Origin of the sequence: Paenibacillus sp. FSL K6-1096, assembly GCF_037977055.1 — a bacterium.
Taxonomy (GTDB): Bacteria; Bacillota; Bacilli; order Paenibacillales; family Paenibacillaceae; genus Paenibacillus_AQ.
In genome coordinates this window covers 116,761-133,581 of sequence record NZ_CP150274.1, presented here as the reverse complement: position 1 = coordinate 133,581, position 16,821 = coordinate 116,761, and the positions used below count along the sequence as shown (strand labels likewise).

Genomic DNA, 16,821 nt, shown 5'->3' with positions numbered 1-16,821 from the left:
ATACGAATATAAAGTTGATTCATACGGCTTAATTACGTCAACTTCGTTTTAGGAGAAAAATATTACTGCCTCAGATTTTCATCGGTGATGAATACGGCCTTATGCTTCTTGCGGTTGTAGCTGATGCGGACCGGATCACCAGTCTTAAGCGGGTTGAGGAAGGAGATAACCTGTTTGATCTCTACCTCCTTGAGCCGCCCTTCATCCTCGAACTCTACCACGAAGCGTACCATAGGCTGTTCGTTAACGTAGAGTCCTGTCTCCTGCATACTTCGGATGCGGCCGTGAACAGGTATGCCCGCTTGGATCTGTCTGTTTATGGCATTCGTGAGCATTCGGGGGACAACGGCAAAGCCCAGTAGCATGAATAAGGTAATCACGACCCATACTGCCCAGTTGATAACGAGCGCTCCCCCCAGTTTGGCATAATTCCAGAAGCTTTCCAGGGAGACCCGGGTATCGTTGTCCGTCATAAGCCACCCTTCTGCCTGCTGATTGGTGTATATCTTGGCCTGCCCGAGCTCCAGATCGGTGTACCCTGCCAGATCTTCGCTGCTATAGTACAAGGTGCTGCTTCCTAACCGTTTATAGAACCCGGTGTCGGAATCCTTGATCTGGTCGTAGGCCAATTGCTTCAGCAGCAAGGTGGCGTCCTGAAATTCTCCGTTCCGCTCATTGAAAATATATCCGGTGACCGCTCCGTCCAGTTCATCCTCCGTTGTCGACCCTGCAATCAGCAGCTCGTCGTCATTCAGCGGGAAGACAAGCGCTTGATAGACCGGCTCCGGCGTGGGCACAGCGGCTCCCCATTTCTTCTCAATATCATTATAAAAAGCAGCGAGGCGCGGATAATCCTCTTGTACGCGGACCTGCTTGGCGTTATTGATGCCGAACCTCTTGGCGAATTGCAGGGTGGCCTGGTCCTCAGCCTTGAACGAAGACTCGTCCTTCTGTATAAGCTGCACGGCAGGCTTGCCGGATGAGTCGAGAATGCCGCTCACCAGCGCTGTCCGGTCGTCCTTCAGGCTAACAGTGAACATGGGCACGGATTGCCCGTCCCCGAAGGCGCCCGTCACCTCGGACAAACGGACAGGCCGGGCCGGAAGCAGCTTCTCCTGCAGCAGGTTCACCTTGACCAGCTTGCCGTCCTTCACCTGGGCCATTACCCATTCCGTCTCGGAGAGATTCCCCGCCGTCAGCAGTCTGCCCCGCCAGGAGAAGAGATTTGAGCCAATGGCGGACGGAAGCGGCAGGGTGCCTTGGGCCAGCTCATCGATTGTGCCGCCAGGGTGAATCAGATTCAGCTGGAGTCCCGAGGCCTTGCTGTTAAAGGTGGGAATGAGTATACCGTCCTGCTGGTATGTAGTCGGCCCCAACCATCCCTGGAAATCAGTAGGGATTACAGTATGGGCCAGCACTGCCTTGGTTGCAGTGTCCCACAGATAAACATCATACTCTTGATCCAGCGTTTCGTCCTTGGAAAGGCCCAGCAGCTGCTTGCCCCCGTCCAGCAGATAGATCTGTTCCATGGAAGGGAAATAGTCTGTAACATTCCTTAGATAATGTCTGTAATCATTCCATGTGAAGAAGCTCAGGATAATCACCGGAACTAAAAATATCAGATTTAATAATGAGATGATTCGTTTCTTGCCCATCCCCTGTCTCCTCCTCCTCTGTCTTGTACTGTATTCCTCCAGGAATTGGGTTTCCTATTCTAAAATATTACTATGTCTAACTCCCCCGGCACAAATAAAAGCAGACCTCATTTATGAAATGAGAGTCTGCTCTTGATAATTAATATAGGACAAAATCCGGACTTATTTTTTGTATGCGCCCTTAACCAGCACTTCCGCCAGCGCCTGAAGCGAATAATCCGAGGTGGAGCATAAGAGAATACTTCCGGCGTTCTGCGGCAGGTACGCATCGTCATACGGGTTACGCAGCACCAGGTTCAGGAGCGGACCGGCCGCCGCAAGCTGCGCGGCAAGTTCGAGCTGGCCCTGGAACAGATGGGCATTCAGTGTCCCCTGAATGACGGTGCGGCCGACGGCCTTGGCACACAGGTTCGCAATTTCGGCGGCGTCCGGCTTCATGCTGCAATACTCTGTCTGCACGGACAAGCCCCGGGCTTCCAGCAGCGCGGTCAGGCCGATCTCATTACCCCCGGAATTGTCGGCGATCGTCAGCTGCTCCTGGCGCGGCAAGATCAGCAGATATGAGCGTTCAGCAGACAACGGCAGCAATTGCTGCGGGTCGCGGCTGACCTTGACCGTGCGGCGCGCATATTGTAGGGCCGCCTCATTCCATCCCTCACGCGGAATGGGATGGGCCGCCGCCCGGTATTGCCGGAATTTCGCATAGAGGCGGAGGATGCGGTTGACCGATTCATCAATTCTGGATTCAGCGATGACACCATCCAATACAGCCTTGTGGATGCCTGCGATGACCCGCTCCTGGAACTCCGGCGTATGACACATCAGAATCATGTCGTTGCCGGCCAGCACGGCCAGTACTCCTATTTCATCGGGATTGAAATTTTTCTTAATCGCGCCCATCTCGATGTCATCGGTGCAGATGATGCCCTCGAAGCCAAGACGCCCCCGCAGCAGCTCTCCGGCGAAGAACGGACTAAGCGAAGCAGGCAGGCCATCCGACTCGGGAATGTTAGGGAACAGCAGATGGCCCATCATAATCGAATCGGCCCCGGCTTCGATGGCAGCGATGAATGGAAGCAGCGGTCCGTCCATTAATTCCTCTATTGAGAGTTCGCACTCTGGCAGAACAACGTGGGAATCGCCGCTGACCTGTCCATGGCCGGGGAAATGCTTGGCCGTTACCGCTACCCCTGCCTCATGCATCCCCTGAATATAAGCCTTGCCGAAGGCAGCCACCACTTCAGGGTCCTCGCCGAAGGAGCGCACCCCAACAACCGGATTGTCAATGTTCGTATTCACATCCAGCACGGGCGCCCAGTTCATCGGAATGCCCAACGCGTGGAGCTGGCTGCCGATGATTTTACCCTGGAGATAAGCCGTTTCGGGGGCCCTGCTCAGCCCTGCTGCCCGGTTGCCGGGGATGTAGGGATAGAAGGTCTTGAACTTGGAGAGGGTGCCGCCCTCCTCGTCGATCGATACATAATAAGGCTGCGGAATGCCGGAATTGCCGGTAATGGCCTGCACCTCCGCCATCAGCTTCAGCGTCTGCTGTTCATCCTTCACATTATGAGGGAACAGGCCGATCCCGCCGAACCGGTTCCCGGACATCCGTTCACGGAACTCCGGCTCTGCCGCTATAGAAGGGGTGCCGACTACGCACATAAGCGCTATTTTGTCCTCCAGGCTCATGGCAGCCGGATCATGCGGGGATGCCGCCAGCCCGATCTCCCGGTAGAGCGTCCGCTCCAGGTAATCATGCAGATAGAAGCGCGATTTCACAAAATGCTCAGCCATATCCCGGGGCTGGTATTGCCGAAGCGCCTCCAGCATCCGGGGCCGGACCGCTTCGCGTCCGTTATGGTTACGGGTGTAATTGTTCAACAGAGAGCGCCATTCCGCGCTGTCGCCAGGGTACAGCTCCCAGCGGTAGGCGTATTTGTGGATCGCTCTGGAGCGGTCGGTGGCCACCTCGAAATCATGCATAATTGCGATTAGCTCGGCGTAGCCGTGATTCCGCTGTACCTCCTCCCGCAGCTTCCAGATGATATCGTAGTAATCCTCTAGTTTGTAATTGCCAAGCTTAGAATGGCCGGTCTCGGGTGATATACCATGGAACAGCTCCAGGAAGCGGTCGATGAACGTATTGGCATCCGCCCGCCGGTTCCAGGCGAGATCGGCATGAAGCAGCATCGGATACCAGGTGGTCTCGAACACACCATAAGGAACGCCCAGGCTGAACGGCCCGGTCCAGTTCGTTGCCACCATACAGCGGATGTCCAGCTTCTCGGCGGTCTCTGCCCACTGCAGCAGATTGCCGGTCCGGTTGTCAATGACCGGGTAGTTCTGATGCTCCGCCCAGTCGAAGCTGCGGACCGCCGGTGCGCCCATCACCTCAATGCCGAGCGCCCTGAATTTATTGGTCAAGGAAGTAACTTCTTCTTGTATGTTCCGCCCGTTATAGATCCAGATCATCGCCGCACTGCGCGGATCAAGCTTCGCCAGCTCTTCGGGCGGGCATTTGTCCAGCATGTCATGCCAGAAGATCGGCTGCCGCCCCCGGCTGGCTGTGAATTCGATCAGGCGGTTCAGGAAGGAGATGAAGGCCCGCTCCCGCACGCCGCCGAATGCCTCCCGGCACGCTTCACATTCACACAGGCTGTACACCTCGTCACAGCCCAGATGAATGTAACGTGATTCAGGATGGGCATCTATCATCTCCGCAAGCAGTCCGGTGATCAGTTCATACGTCTGCGGGTGGGACGGGCAGATCTCCCCGGTGGATTCCTCGGTCTCCCTTAGGTGCTTCCAGGCGTCATGGCGCAGCACATACTCCAGATGGCCAAAGCTCTGCTGCAAAGGAATAATCTCAATATAATGCTCATGCGCCGCTGCCTGGAGCGCCTCCAGCTGTTCCCGGCTAAGCGCGTGCTGCGGATGGGCGAACTCCCGGTGTGCCCGGAACGGGAACTTGTCCTCGTATTCTATGAGCACCGCATTTGTTTTGAAGCGGGAGAATTCAGCCAGATATTCGATCAGCCGCTCCGGCTTCGAGAAGGTCTGGCGCAGATCAAAGTTCATCACCCGAAGCTCCGTATCGGGCCAATCCGTAATGGACACCGCCGGAATATCGCCGCCGTGCAGTCTCTGCAATTGCAGCAGCGTCTGCAAGCCGTAATAGAGTCCGGGGGCGTCCAGGGCGCGGATTACCGCTCCGCTTGCGGTAACGTCCAGAAGGTAGCCGTCCGCCCGGCCCTTCAGCGGGGACAGGTCTGCTTCATCGGAATCGGGAGCTGAAGCGAAACTCACAATCTCCTCAATCAGCAGCGAGTATCCCTCGCCTGCCCCCGATACGCTGGTTGTAACCTCCCGGCCGGGAAAAGCCCGCTGGCAATGAAGCGCCAGCCGGGGATCATCCTGCTCCATGGTCAGCTGCAGACGGACTTCCCCGCCTGTCCGCCATGGCTCCTTCTCTGTACTCCTCACCTGCTTCGGCTCGGGTATCAAGCTAAGCATCGCTCTCTCCTCCTAGTACCTCGTGTGGTTAAATTTTATGGATTGGATCAGTAAGGTACATATTAATGGCTCACACACTGGCTCGCGGGCGCAATATGTTCGGTTTTTCGCATACATTGGCTCACACACTGGCTCGCGGGCGCAATATGTTCGGTTTTTAGCATACATTGGATCACACACCGGCTCGCGGGCGCAATATGTTCGGTTTTTAGCATACATTGGATCACACACCGGCTCGCTGGCGCAATGTGTTCGGTTTTTCGCATACATTGGACCACACACCGGCTCCCAGGTGCAATATGTTCGGTTTTTCGCATACATTGGATCAAACACCGACTCGCTAGCGCAATATGTTCGGTTTTTCGCATACATTGGACCACGCACCGGCTCCCAGGCGCAATGTGTTCGATTTTTCGCATACATTGGATCAAACACCGGCTCGCTGGCGCAATGTGTTCGGTTTTTCGTTTACATTTGGCCTCCGCGCTTCCCTGCCTACCACTCCTTACCGGCCGCAGCCAGCCGGCCGTTTTTCCATACTGCCTGGAGCTCCAGGTCCCCACCGCTTATCTTGCGGAAGCCGATCAGGTCCGCAGGCGCACCTGCGGTAAGTCCGGCAGCCTGCGGCAGCTCCAGCAGCCGGGCCGGATGAAGCGAAGCGCAATCGAGCGCGTCCTCCAGCGGCACCAGCCCGGCCCGGGCCAGGTAAGTCACCTGGTCCGCCAGCATCATGGCCGATCCGGCCAGCAGCTGCGGATGGCCGGCCAGATGCAGCCGCCCTTCCGGCGTCAGCACCACGTCGCCGCCGATGTGGAGCCGGTAGGCGCCCGGGGCCATGCCGCTCAGCGAGACGGCATCGCTGACGAGAATCGCCCGGCTCTGCTTCACCCGCAGAATCACCTTCAGCAGTGAATCCGGCAGATGGCAGCCGTCGGCAATCATGCAGCCGTACAGCTCATCGGCAGCCAGCTGCTCCCACAGATAGTGGGGATGGCGCGGAAGCGTAAGATGCGTGCCGTTGCCCAGATGGGTGGACATCACCGCGCCTGCGGCCACTGCTTGCCGGATCTGCTCCGGCGAAGCAGCCGTATGTCCGATGGAGACCCGGACGCCGGAGGCGCTGCACCGGGAGATGAAGGCTGCCGCGCCCGGCCATTCGGGCGACACGGTAATGATCCGGATCAGCCCCCCCGCCGCCTCCTGCCAGCGGCAGAAGGCCTCCCAGTCGGGCGGACAGATATGCTCTAAGGGATGCGCCCCGCGCGGACCGTCCTCCGGCGACAGAAAAGGCCCCTCCAGGTGGATACCAGCGATCTGCCCGGCAATATCCGGCAGAGTCCGTACCGCTTCAGCAATCGCGGACGCCGCCTGGGCGAGCGGGTCCGGCCCGTTCGTAATCAGGGTCGGGCAATATGAGGTGACTCCCCGGGCCAGCAGGCGGCGCGAGAGCCCGGCCACGGTCTCCGGCTTAAGCGGCAGTGTATTGAGGTCCAGGCCCCATCCGCCGTTGACCTGCAAATCGACCAGCCCCGGCGCAAGCCAGGGCCAGTCTGCCATATGCGGGCTTTCGGCCAGCGTATGAACCGCTTCAATGACGCCACCGTTAACGTGGACCTCAAGCGGCAGGCCGGTTCTGTAATGTCTTCCCGAGATCACGCCGTTCATGAGCCGAAGGCATCCCGGTCCGTGAACAGTGTAATGGCGGGATGGGTCCGCAGTACGCTCGCCGGGCACACGGTACTGAGCGGGCCATGAAGCGCAGCCTGAAGCGCGGCCCGCTTGGTCTTGCCGGGCACGATGGCGAACAGATGATGTCCTGCCATCAGGGCAGGTACGGTCAGCGTCAGCGCATGGGTAGGTACTTCACCCAATGTGGCGAAGCAGCCGTCATTCACCTGCTGCGTCCGGCAGGCTTCGTCCAGTTCAACGGCTTTAACCGCGAGCGGATCAGCGAAATCGGCTACAGGCGGATCATTGAACGCAATATGCCCGTTCTCCCCGATGCCGAGGCAGACGATATCAATGGGGGCTTCATTCAGCAGCGCCGCGTATCTCCGGCATTCCTCTTCAATATTGCCAGTCAAGCCCAGCAGCTCAATCCGTCCGGGATTGACTCTGCTGAACAACCGTTCCTGCAAGTAGTTCCCGAACCGCTGAGGCGCGTCTGCCGGCAGGCCGATATATTCATCCATATGAAAAGCATGCACCCGGGACCAGTCAATCCCCTGCTCCCGGACCAGTCCTTCATAGAGCTCATTCTGTGACGGGGCTGCGGCAAATATGATGCGGACTGGAGCAGAAGATTGCGCCTGCAAGTCTCTGATGCACTGCCCGGCTGCTCCTGCTGCCGCAGCTCCCATCTGGCTGCGTTTCTTATAGACCAGAACGCGCATACGTTCCGCTAGATGCTCCGCCGGTATCAACCTCTCTTCCATGATGAACCCTCTCCTCCTTATAGGGGCGGAATGACCGCCCCCTCTCTCTTAATTCCCGTCGTTAACCAGCAGATATGGCTTGTTATCCGAATCCTCTGAACTGGCCAGCGTTACAATGATTCCTGAAGTATTAGGGTCGCTCCACTGGAAGGTCGGTGTCAGTCCGGCTGCTGCTGCCGCAGCAGCATAAGAGGTTACATCCACGCTGTACCAGCCGGCCCCGGTAACCTGGACCGTTCCCAGATTCGTTCCGCCGCTGACAGGCCGGTTATTCCAGGTGATGCCGCTCTCGGTCCACTGCGCTCCGGTGTAGCCCTTCAGAGCAAGCGTAACCGGGGCAGCCGGAGCAGCGGTGACATACACGTTCAGGGTTACAGATTGCACCGCTGTCCCGGAAAGATTCAGCTCCGCCTTCATGAAGGCGAGGCGGTCCCCTCCACCCTGTGCGTTCGGCAGATCGGCAACCTCCAATACAGGCTCCTGCCCGAAATTGGTTGAGGGCTGATGCTCATATACATAAGCATCCACGGTCACCGGAATTACCGGATCTGCCGGAGCGCTTCTATTGATATGCAGCAGATACAGATCCGCAGTCCCATCCCCGTGATAGACCAGGACCGATACCTCGGCAGGCTCTGATCCGATTGTGATAGAAGCAGCTGTCCCCGAAGCCACAGGCATACCATTAATCCGCACTGCATCCGACGCTTTGGCGGTAACCGGGGTGACCTGTAGCGTAGTTATATTGCTGTTGACAGTTACGGTATAGGCTTTCTCACTTGCAGCAAAAGGTTTGTCCCACGCACCTGCCGACAAGGTTAATCCGCTAAGCCCGCCATGCGGCAGCAGTGCCGTGGTATGCGGCAGGTCATGGGCGCTGGCGTAATAATATCCGGCGGCCTGGACTCTTCTCGGCTCGAATCCGGCCTGGCGTCCCGCGGGAATCGCCTCCGAGGTGAAGGCAGCCCGCCCGTCCGCTCCGGTTACAGCCGCCGCATAGCGGCCTGCGGAATACGTGAACCGGCCTTCAATTGCAGCGCCTGCAAGCACTTCCTCTGTCGCATAGTCACGCACCTTCATCGAAGCGGCTGCAGCAGTTCCAGTGTAGGAGAGCTGCATATCCGTCACAATCATCGGCTTCAGCGCCGTGCTGCCGGTTACCGCAGACACCTCACTGGAGAGCGGTCCGATATTGCCCGCCAGATCGCGGGCAGCGATGCGGTAATAATAGGTGGTGTCCGGGAGCAGCCCCTTGTCCTGGTAATTCAGGCCCCGGGCAAGTCCGGCAATATCCGCAGAGGTTGGTGTGAAGCCGGAGACTGTGCTGCGGTAGATAATATAGCGGTCTACCTCTAAGTTGTCAGCAGCCATTCCGTAATTCAGCCTTACACTCTGATAGTCGCCGGCAACAGCGGTTGGTGTACCCGCAGGTGCAGACGGTGCTTCATGATCCTCCGGTGCTGTCCAGAAGACGCCTCCCGGTCCCCAGTACGAAGGCAGTGCCCGGTAAGAATCATAGTGATGGACAGCGATGCCGCCGAAGGCGCTGCTCTGCCCGGAATCGGCGTGGACCTTATCCAGCTCGGCTTCCATATGGGTGCGGCCTTCCTCCTGGAAGGTGATGGTCTCCGGGTCGCCGCTGTTGGCAATATCCAGCGTCTCTACACCAATGACTACTGAATTCGGCTTACCGATGGTCTCGGCATAAGCCAGCTCACCGGCAGCCCCGGCAATGATGCCGGCCGTTCCTTCAGCGGAATCCCGGTAATCCATGATCGAGATATAATCGGAGATATCCTGGATATGCTCGGACAGCCATTTTGTTGTGCCGTTCCACTGGATATTCGCCCCCTGCTCGGAGGAGTCGTACCATTTCGGCACAGCCGGGCCGAAGGGCAGCCGGATACCGGCCGTATCGCGGCGGTCGATCATTTTTTGCAACCCATCCAGATACTCCTTCTGCAGGAACTTGCTTGGATCTTTGAAGTCCGGGGAAATATACGGCTCGATGTCCACATTGATCCCGTCGAACTTCTCATCCGCATCTACCGCAAGATTGTAATTGATAATCTGCTCAATCTCGCGGACGGCATGGCTGTGATAACGCTCATATGCCCCCATATAAGCCGGGGAGGTTCCGCCCGCCACCAGGGCATGGACGCTTAAGTTCCGCTCATGCGCCCAGCGCATGAAGGATCGCAGCTCCTCCTCCTGCTCCTCCAGCGCCCGGTAGCCGGCGTAGTTGCCTACGGCCAGATACAGTGTCGTGACCGGCTCAGATCCGAAGGTCGCCGTGTCCGTAACGAAAGACTCCAGCACCTCCCGTGAGCCCGGATTCAGCAGCAGCTTATAGCTCTCCGGCTCCCAGATCCACATCGCCCGGTCCTGATCCGGCAGAGGAACCGCCGGTTCATGTGTACCGGCACCGACCTGTGCGTAGACGGTCGGGCTATAGCCGTAGCGTCCCGGCGCATTCGTGGCCCGGGCCTCCAGGCTGACGGTCCGGTCACCGATTCCGGCCGTATTCCACGAATATACATAGTCTGTACCGTTATAGGCGGCCTGCTGCCATGGTCCCCGGTTCACCCGGACCTGCACGCCCGAGACCGGCGTAGCCGATTCTGCCTGAACGGTGACCGCCACCTGTCCGGTCACAGCAATCCCTTCGTCCGGGCCGGTAATCGTCACCACTGGCGCAACCCCTGCGGAGTTGTTCACCTCAAGGGTGACGGACGGACTCCATACCCCGTAGCGGGTGGAGGTATCCAGCCCGCGGGCCACCAGCTCCACCGGACCGTTGTACCGGGAGGTGTCGAGCGTATAAGACCAGTTGCCGCTGTCATCCCCGTCCGGGTCATCCAGCAGCGGCTCGAACTGGGCCGTCCCGTTCACATACAACCGGACATCGTACAGTCCGGAATAGGTTCCGCTGACCTCCACCGGCCCGCCGGAGGATACATATCCACCGGGCGGTTCGTCAAGTGTAATGGTGCCTGCGGCCCGGGCTGTGCCCGGGACCGCCAGTGCTGAGAGTATAACCATCAGACCTACCAAGGGTAGAATCCATCCAAGCCGTTTGCCAGAGCCTTGCAGCCATTGCTTCATAAGCGCCGCCTCCTTGTAATGGTCAAGCGAATACCCTGATTGCCTTGCCTGAGCTTCAGCGGTTCTTGCCTGTGGTCAGTACCGGTTAATTGTTCAATTGAATGTTCTGAACGCGGTCATACGCCTCTTTGTACGTCTCCAGCAGCTTGTCTACGCCCAGATTGTTGATCTCCTCGACATATTTATCCCAGTCCTCCAGCTTGCGGGAGCCGGTGACGAACTTGGCGAAGCTCTCATCGCGGTGCTTCTTGATCGCCTGTCCGGTGATCGAGATGACCTCATTCTCCTTCTCTGTGAAGGCCGGACGCGGTTGCATGTTGGCCGGATCGTATTTGACCGCCTCTTCATAAGCGTGCTTCAGGTCATCCGAGAACAGGGACAGATGGGCATTGAAGTCAATCCATGTATACGTTCCGCTGGTCTGCAGCCCCGTCTGCTTCCGCATTTCAATCACATCGGTGAATTCCGGCTTGAACTTGATCGTGTCGCCTTCCTTCACATACGTCTCGCCCTCTACACCCCAGCTGCTGAGCGTGCGGCCGTCCTCCGAATAGAAGAAGTCCATATAAGCCATGATATCTTCGATATTCTTAGAGGTCGATGCAACCGTCAGGCCGCCCTCCATGTAGTGGAAGTAAGGGTTCAGCTGCTTGCCGCCTTCCAGTCCTGCCGGAGGAGCCATGAACTGCATATTGAATTCAGGATTCTCCTTGCGCATCGCATTATTGAAGAAGTCCACCCGGCTGATATAATCCACGGTCACAAAAGACTTGCCGGTAGACACCATGTCCTGCCACTGCTTGGTCTGCAGCGAGAGGAAATCCGGCGGAATCAGCCCTTCATCATAGAACTGCTTCCACATGCCAACCATTTCCTTATAGCTGTCCTCTGTCGGCCCGTAGCGCCATTCTTTTGTATCGAAATCGTAGTAAGCCCCTTCGCCTGTTCCATAGTTAACCGTCATATTGTTGTTCATCTCATCGGGAATCTGCCCGTAACGCAGCGACAGCGGGTAGCTGTCCGGGTATTTCGCCTTCAGCGTTTTAAGAGCGGTATGCAGCTCATCGTACGTCTTAGGAGCCTGAATGCCTTCCTTCTCAAAAACATCCTGACGGTACATCCAGATCATACGGTTCGTTTCCCCGAAGCCCTGGTTCGGGAACATATACATTTTGCCGTCAGCGGAGAGTGCGGCCTTCGCCTCTTCCGGGTACTGCTTCATCCAGGCGGTCAGATTCGGCATTTTGTCCATGTACTCCATCAGGTCCACGAGCGCCCCCTGCTGGCCGAACTTGTTCGATTCCTTGCGGTTCGGCATATACATCAGATCCGGCAGTGAATTGGAGGCTACCGCCAGATTCAGCGCTTCGCCCAGCTTCCCGGAAGGTGTCTGCACCTCCAGGGTTACACCGGTTCTATCCTTGATCCATTTCCACACCGGCCAATCCTTGGAGTAAGGAAAGGTGGCATTGTTATCAAGCAGTGCGGTGAAGGTATGCTCCTGCTTCGCCCCCGCCGTAGCGGCGGCTTCTCCGCCCGGTGCAGCTGTGGCAGCAGGTGAAGCGCTGTTGCCCTTGTCTCCGCTACATCCGGTGACCAGCAGTGCGGCGGCCGCGAGGGGCAGCATTACAGACTTCCATTTGATCATTCATCATCTCTCCCTTGATTGTAATTATGGCATATACCGGCTCAGCCTTTCACTGCACCAATCATTGCGCCCTTCACAAAATACTTCTGAACAAACGGATATACGGTGAGAATCGGCAGTGTGGATACCATGATCGTCGCGTATTTGAGCGACTCTTCAACGACCTGGTTATCTCCCCCGATGCCGGTCACATCCCCGGAGCTTGCGCTTCCCGCCAGCACCAGATTGCGGAGCAGCACCTGGAGCGGGAACAGATCCGGGGTGCGCAGATACAGCAGCGGGTAGATGAAGTTGTTCCACATGCCCACGGCGTAAAACAAAGCAATCGTAGCGAAGGAAGCCTTCGACAGCGGAACAATGATCCGCAGGAAGATGCCGATATCATTCAATCCGTCAATGCGCCCGGATTCCTCCAGCTCCTTGGGAATGCCGGAGAAGAAGGTCCGCATCAGAATCAGATTCCAGGTACTGACCGCTCCCGGCAGCACCATCCCCCATACCGTATCCACCATGTCCAGGGAACGGACAACGAGGAAGGTCGGGATCATCCCGCCGCTGAAGAACATCGTAATGACGATCAGCATGGTGAAGGTTTTACGCAGCGCCATATCCCGGCGCGAGAGCGCATAGGCTCCTGTAGACGTAACCACCAGCGAGATCAGAGTGCCGAGCACGGTGTAGATAATCGTATTTTTGTAGGCCGTCCAGATCTTCGGGTCTCCAAGCACCAGCTCGTACATGTTCACATTGAAGCCCTTGGGCCAGAACGATACCGTATTCTTGATGACATTGACATCGCTGCTCAGGGAGACCGCCAGCATATGCAGGAACGGATAGAGCGTAATGACTACAACGATCAGCAGAAAGAACGTGCTGATAATGTTAAACCAGGATATTCTCGGTGATCTCATCACCACACCTCTTCTCTACCATAGACTTGTCTCGCTGACCCGGCGGCTGATGTAATTGGCGCTGTAGATGAAGACCAGACTGATGATCCCCATGAACAGGTCAATGGAGGCCCCGTAGCTGAAGTTCCCCTGCTCCATCCCGACCCGGTACACATACGTACTGATGATGTCCGCCGTATCGTAGATCGCCGGGTTCTGCATCAGGAACACCTTCTCGAAGCCGATCTCCAGCACCTTGCCGATGTTCAGAATCAGCGTGATGACAATCGCGGGTGAGATGCCGGGAAGGGTGACATGCCAGATTTTGCGCATCCGGCTCGCCCCGTCCATATCGGCCGCTTCATAGAGCTGCGGATCAATCGCCGTCAGTGCAGCCAGATAGATGATCGTCTCCCAGCCGATGTGCTGCCAGATTTCCGACAGGACATAGATGCCCCGGAACAGCCCGGGCTCATTCATGAAGTTGATCGGCGAGATGCCGAACGTGCCCAGCAGATTGTTAATGAGGCCTCCAGTCGGTGACAGGAACATAATGACCATGCTCGCGACAATAACGTTGGAGATGAAATGCGGCAGGTAGCTGACCGTCTGTACGAATTTTTTGAACGCAGCCTTGCGCACTTCATTGAGCAGAATCGCCAGAATGATCGGTGCCGGGAATCCGAAGACCAGCTTGTACAAGCCCAGCAAGAAGGTATTCTTCATCAGCGGCCAGAAGTCAGGGTTGTCGAAGAACATCCGGTAATACTTCAGCCCCGCCCAGTCGCTCGCCCAGATTCCTTTGAACAGATTGTAATCCTTGAACGTAATTACGAGGCCGAACATCGGCGCATACCGGAAAATCAGATAATACAGCAGGCACGGCAGGAACAGCAGCCAGAGCGCTTTATTGTGGTGCCAGGTCCGCACCAGCCGTCCTTGCCGCCGGTAGGGAAGCTTCACTTCCTTTCGCATGTTGTCCTGTACTGCACTCGTTTGAGCCATAGGCATCCCCTCTTGTTCTGATTGATAGCAGCTCACTTATATGTCAGCTAACTTCCCCTGTGTTTCCGGGGTTTGTCTCCGAATTATAGACGGATTGCTTTGGAAAGCGCTATCTACATGTTATATATCTTTTCGTCATATCTGCATATTTCATGGTATTGGCGTATAAATCGGTAAAAGTGCATATTGTGCGTGTCAGCTTTGGGCCGCTATGATAGGATAAAACCATAGAAAAGCGGCTGCATCCGAAGGGGGATTACCTATGAAAAGACCGCTTACCAGCCAGTTTGCCCTGAGCAGCTTGTTCGTCAAGCTGATGCTCAGCTTCCTGAGTGTCATCCTGTTATTGGCTTCATTTAATCTGTTCTCTCATCTATATCTAAGCGGCAAGGTCTATCAGGAGGTGGTGCGGCAGAATGAGCAGAGTCTCAAGCAGACCGTCGAGGGATACGAGAATCACTTCCGGCTGACCCAGAATATGATTCTGGCGCTGACCCAGTCCGATACGTGGACGGCCAACCTGGGTATTCTCAGCCATCTGAAGGAGAACCGGCGTTACGATATTGTTAACGAGGTGAAGTCTGATCTGATGACCATTTACGGGAATCCTTTTCTGCATATTGAGAATTTCATTCTGTACTTCAAGGGGGAGGATTATGTACTTGAAAAAGAGGGCCTCAGCAGCACGGAGGATATGTTCGGCAAATATTATTACAGCCAGGACTATCCCGCAGACTTCTGGCGCAGCCAGACGGTGGGCAACCAGTTTCTGAAGGTACTCCCTGCCGCTTCGTTTACGGAGACGACGATGAACTCCACGCGTGCGCTTGGACGGCTGATGCCGGTGCTGGTCAAGGCCATCCCTTATGAAGAGGTGTACGGGCTGGTGATGCTCAATCCGCAGCGGATGGAGAAGGCTTACGGGGATGCCGGCAAGAATCCCTTCTATATATTGGATGCCCAGGGCCGGCGGCTCTTCTCCACAACGGAGACAGCTTTGCCTGCGCTGAAGGATGCTGCCAGTACAAGCTCGCATGAGCGGATCGGAGACCAATATTATTTCTATGAAAAAGGGGCCCAGACCGGCTTCACCTATATCCGCGTAACCGAGGTGGCTGCCATTGCCAGCGGACTGCGCGGTATGCGGCTGCTGCTGGCGGTGCTGCTCACCGCTGCGGTGCTGGTCAGCCTGCTGTTCTCCTTCCTGTTCAGCTTCCGGCTGAACCAGCCGCTTCAGCGACTGGTCGCCGCGCTCGACCGCAAGAGCGGCAGCAGCCCCGGCAAGCTGAGCAGCGTCAAGGAATTCGCCATTATCGGCGACCGGTTAAGCTCGATTCTGGAGGACAACCGCTTCATCCAGAACGATCTGGAGCATAAGAATTCGCTGGTCCGCCAGTATGCGTACACCCATAAGGTGAAGAATATTCCGCTGCACGCAAGCCTGAGCGAGCTGGACGATGCGCTGCACTCCGAGCAGCCCTATGCATCCATTCTCTTCAAGCTCAGCTTCACCCGCCCGGCGGAGGAGCCCGAGCAGCATACACTGGCTTTGTGGCAGCTCATTCAGCGCCTGTTCAGCGGTGAGGAGAGCGAGAACGTTGTCCTCCAGCCGGAGCAGGATCTGCTCCTCCTCCTGCTCTTCAACCCCGGCCCGCAGAGCGGTATTCTCCAGGTGCTGGGCACCCTTCAGGAGCTGCTGGCAGCGGAGGATTCGCTCTTCCTTACCATAGCCGTGAGTCCGGTATACTCCGGAGAGACGCCTTTTACCGATGCTTACCATAGTCTATCGGAGCTGCTGAAGGAACGCAGACTGAACGGGGAGACACAGATTATCGTGGAGCCGCGGGCTTCGTCGGCCAAAACGTTCCATTTGAAGGTCACTTACGGGGAGGAACTGCATAATCTGCTGCAATCCGGCAGCGAAGATGCCGTCTTCGGCTGGCTGGACCGCCAGCTGGAGCAGCTCCAGAGCAAGGATGCTACCGCCGAGGATTTCCGGACGTTCGCCCGCGGGGTGGCTGAGCAGACCGGCAAAACCGTCATGAAGCTCAATCTGCCGGAGCTTGAAGCAGGCCTGCTCTCTGCCCTCTCCGGCGAGCCGTTCGCTGCCTTCCATACTGCCGATCAATATAAGATATGGCTACGGGAGCTGACGTCCCCTGTGCTTGCTGCTATCCGCAGCGGCTCGGAGACCCGGGACCCGGTCATCAGCTTCGTGCTGGAGTATCTGGACAAGCATTACGGGGAGGACATCAACCTGAATATTGTAGCCGACAAGCTGAATCTGACCTCCGGCTATCTGTCGAGCATCTTCAAGGAGAAGACCGGCATCAACTTCAGCGAATACCTGAACACGCTGCGGATCGAGCGGGCCAAGGAGCTGCTGATGAACATCGACCTGCGCATCCAGGACATCGCGCTTCAGGTCGGCTACCAGAATGTGAATTCGTTCATCCGCATGTTCAAGCGCGCCTCCGGCTTAACGCCGGGCGAGTACCGCAAGCGGGCTGGCGGGGAGAATCAGGGGCTGGGTTCGGCGGCCGGGGAGGAATGAGGGAATATCGCGGATT

At 56.9% G+C, this 16,821-nt stretch carries 9 protein-coding genes; 1 reads left to right on the top strand and 8 read right to left on the bottom strand.

The genetic code is table 11. The annotated features are described in order from the left end of the window. Positions 1–62 precede the first annotated feature (62 nt). The 8 genes from MHI24_RS00525 to MHI24_RS00490 form a co-directional block, all read right to left on the bottom strand. The gene (locus tag MHI24_RS00525; RefSeq protein WP_340023608.1) at positions 63–1,655 is read right to left on the bottom strand and encodes a hypothetical protein; all 1,593 of its coding nucleotides are present in this window, start codon (positions 1,653–1,655) and stop codon (positions 63–65) included. A gap of 162 nt (positions 1,656–1,817) precedes the next feature. After that, the gene (locus tag MHI24_RS00520; protein ID WP_340023606.1) at positions 1,818–5,168 is read right to left on the bottom strand and encodes a DUF4838 domain-containing protein; all 3,351 of its coding nucleotides are present in this window, start codon (positions 5,166–5,168) and stop codon (positions 1,818–1,820) included. A 495-nt stretch (positions 5,169–5,663) separates the two neighbouring features. Beyond that, positions 5,664–6,833 carry an amidohydrolase family protein gene (locus tag MHI24_RS00515; protein ID WP_340023605.1) on the bottom strand — a complete coding sequence of 390 codons (1,170 nt, stop codon included), beginning with the start codon at positions 6,831–6,833 and terminating at the stop codon, positions 5,664–5,666. Next, positions 6,830–7,603: a glucosamine-6-phosphate deaminase gene (locus MHI24_RS00510; protein WP_340023604.1), complete on the bottom strand. Its 774-nt coding sequence runs from the start codon at positions 7,601–7,603 to the stop codon at positions 6,830–6,832. Before MHI24_RS00510 ends, MHI24_RS00515 begins: the two co-directional genes overlap by 4 nt. A gap of 48 nt (positions 7,604–7,651) precedes the next feature. Further along, the gene (locus MHI24_RS00505) at positions 7,652–10,708 is read right to left on the bottom strand and encodes a DNRLRE domain-containing protein (protein WP_340023603.1); all 3,057 of its coding nucleotides are present in this window, start codon (positions 10,706–10,708) and stop codon (positions 7,652–7,654) included. Between the two features lie 85 nt (positions 10,709–10,793). Further along, complete coding sequence (locus MHI24_RS00500; protein ID WP_340023602.1) at positions 10,794–12,356, bottom strand: extracellular solute-binding protein; 1,563 nt, start codon at positions 12,354–12,356, stop codon at positions 10,794–10,796. A gap of 41 nt (positions 12,357–12,397) precedes the next feature. Next, positions 12,398–13,267, bottom strand: coding sequence for a carbohydrate ABC transporter permease (locus MHI24_RS00495; protein ID WP_340023601.1), 870 nt, complete (start codon positions 13,265–13,267; stop codon positions 12,398–12,400). Positions 13,268–13,282: 15 nt separating this feature from the next. Next, positions 13,283–14,251, bottom strand: coding sequence for an ABC transporter permease subunit (locus tag MHI24_RS00490; protein WP_340023600.1), 969 nt, complete (start codon positions 14,249–14,251; stop codon positions 13,283–13,285). Between the two features lie 262 nt (positions 14,252–14,513). Between MHI24_RS00490 and MHI24_RS00485 the strand changes: the two genes are divergently transcribed. After that, positions 14,514–16,805: an AraC family transcriptional regulator gene (locus tag MHI24_RS00485; protein ID WP_340023599.1), complete on the top strand. Its 2,292-nt coding sequence runs from the start codon at positions 14,514–14,516 to the stop codon at positions 16,803–16,805. The last annotated feature ends 16 nt before the right edge of the window (positions 16,806–16,821 follow it).

Bases quoted from the DNA above. Each gene is read 5' to 3' on its own strand.
- MHI24_RS00525 (WP_340023608.1), bottom strand. From the start codon at position 1,655: ATGGGCAAGAAACGAATCATCTCATTATTAAATCTGATATTTTTAGTT.
- MHI24_RS00520 (WP_340023606.1), bottom strand. From the start codon at position 5,168: ATGCTTAGCTTGATACCCGAGCCGAAGCAGGTGAGGAGTACAGAGAAG.
- MHI24_RS00515 (WP_340023605.1), bottom strand. From the start codon at position 6,833: ATGAACGGCGTGATCTCGGGAAGACATTACAGAACCGGCCTGCCGCTT.
- MHI24_RS00510 (WP_340023604.1), bottom strand. From the start codon at position 7,603: ATGGAAGAGAGGTTGATACCGGCGGAGCATCTAGCGGAACGTATGCGC.
- MHI24_RS00505 (WP_340023603.1), bottom strand. From the start codon at position 10,708: ATGAAGCAATGGCTGCAAGGCTCTGGCAAACGGCTTGGATGGATTCTA.
- MHI24_RS00500 (WP_340023602.1), bottom strand. From the start codon at position 12,356: ATGATCAAATGGAAGTCTGTAATGCTGCCCCTCGCGGCCGCCGCACTG.
- MHI24_RS00495 (WP_340023601.1), bottom strand. From the start codon at position 13,267: ATGAGATCACCGAGAATATCCTGGTTTAACATTATCAGCACGTTCTTT.
- MHI24_RS00490 (WP_340023600.1), bottom strand. From the start codon at position 14,251: ATGGCTCAAACGAGTGCAGTACAGGACAACATGCGAAAGGAAGTGAAG.
- MHI24_RS00485 (WP_340023599.1), top strand. From the start codon at position 14,514: ATGAAAAGACCGCTTACCAGCCAGTTTGCCCTGAGCAGCTTGTTCGTC.